The sequence below is a fragment of the Cellulosimicrobium composti genome, assembly GCF_010287905.1.
Classification (GTDB): Bacteria; Actinomycetota; Actinomycetes; order Actinomycetales; family Cellulomonadaceae; genus Cellulosimicrobium; species Cellulosimicrobium composti.
The window spans coordinates 1-903 of record NZ_JAAFAN010000152.1 but is presented as its reverse complement, the minus strand read 5'-3'; the positions used below and the strand labels follow the sequence as shown (position 1 = coordinate 903).

The window sequence follows — 903 nt, the reverse complement described above, 5'->3', positions numbered from 1 at the left end:
ACCGCCGATTCCAGGGCGTCGACGGCCAGCTGGGACGTCATGCGGTCTGCGATGGAGTACCCCACGATCCGGTTCGACCACACGTCCTTGACCGCACACAGGTAGACCTTGCCTTCGCTGGTGGGATGCTCGGTGATGTCCGTCAACCACAACCGGTTCGGGCCAGGCGCCGTGAATTCGCGACGCACCAGGTCATCGTGCGCGGGCGCGCCGGGCCGCCCATTCTTCCCGCGGCGCTTCTTTCCGAACACGCACCACCACTGGTTCGCCGAGCAGATCTTCCACACCGTGCGCTCACTGACCTTGTGCCCGGCCGCGTTCACCTCGTCGAACAGCAGCCGGTAGCCGAACTCGGGGTCCTCACGGTGGGCATCGAAGACCGCGTTCGCGAGATACGCCTCCTCGAGCTCGCCGCCGGTGACCGGCTGGGCGAGCCAGGCGTAGTAGTGCTGGCGGTGGAGCTTGAGCACCCGGCACGCCACCGCGACCGGCACCCTGATCGGGGCACCGGCCGCGGCGAGCTCTCTCACGAGCGGGTAGAGCCTTTTCCCGGCAGCTGAGCCTGGGACAGGTACGCCGCCGCCCGCCGCAGGACCTCGTTCTCCTGCTCCAGCAACCGAATCCGACGTCGAGCCTCACGCAACTCCCGTGCGTGCTCCGAGGCGACGCCGGGCTTCACGCCGTCCTCGACATCGGCGGCACGCAACCACTTCGTGATCGTCATCTCATGGACCCCGAAGTCCTGGGCGATCTGTGCCAGCGTCACACCGGGACCACGGTTCCGGGCGACCCGCACGACGTCCTCACGAAACTCACGGGGATAGGGCCTGGGCACAGCAACATCCTTCCAGCCTGCTCGGCGAGCAAGCGATCTGAGATGTCACAGATCCGTGCAGCAGCCCC

The 903-nt window shown here is 67.2% G+C and carries 2 protein-coding genes; both read right to left on the bottom strand.

What is annotated here, in order from left to right:
- Positions 1 to 530, bottom strand: a 530-nt coding sequence (locus GYH36_RS20435) for a DDE-type integrase/transposase/recombinase (protein ID WP_162290701.1), incomplete at its 3' end; no start/stop codon positions are given.
- Entirely contained in the window at positions 527 to 835 is a 309-nt protein-coding gene (locus GYH36_RS19400) for an IS3 family transposase (RefSeq protein ID WP_043657873.1), read from the bottom strand. The genes GYH36_RS19400 and GYH36_RS20435, both read right to left, overlap by 4 nt.
- Between the last annotated feature and the right edge of the window lie 68 nt (positions 836 to 903).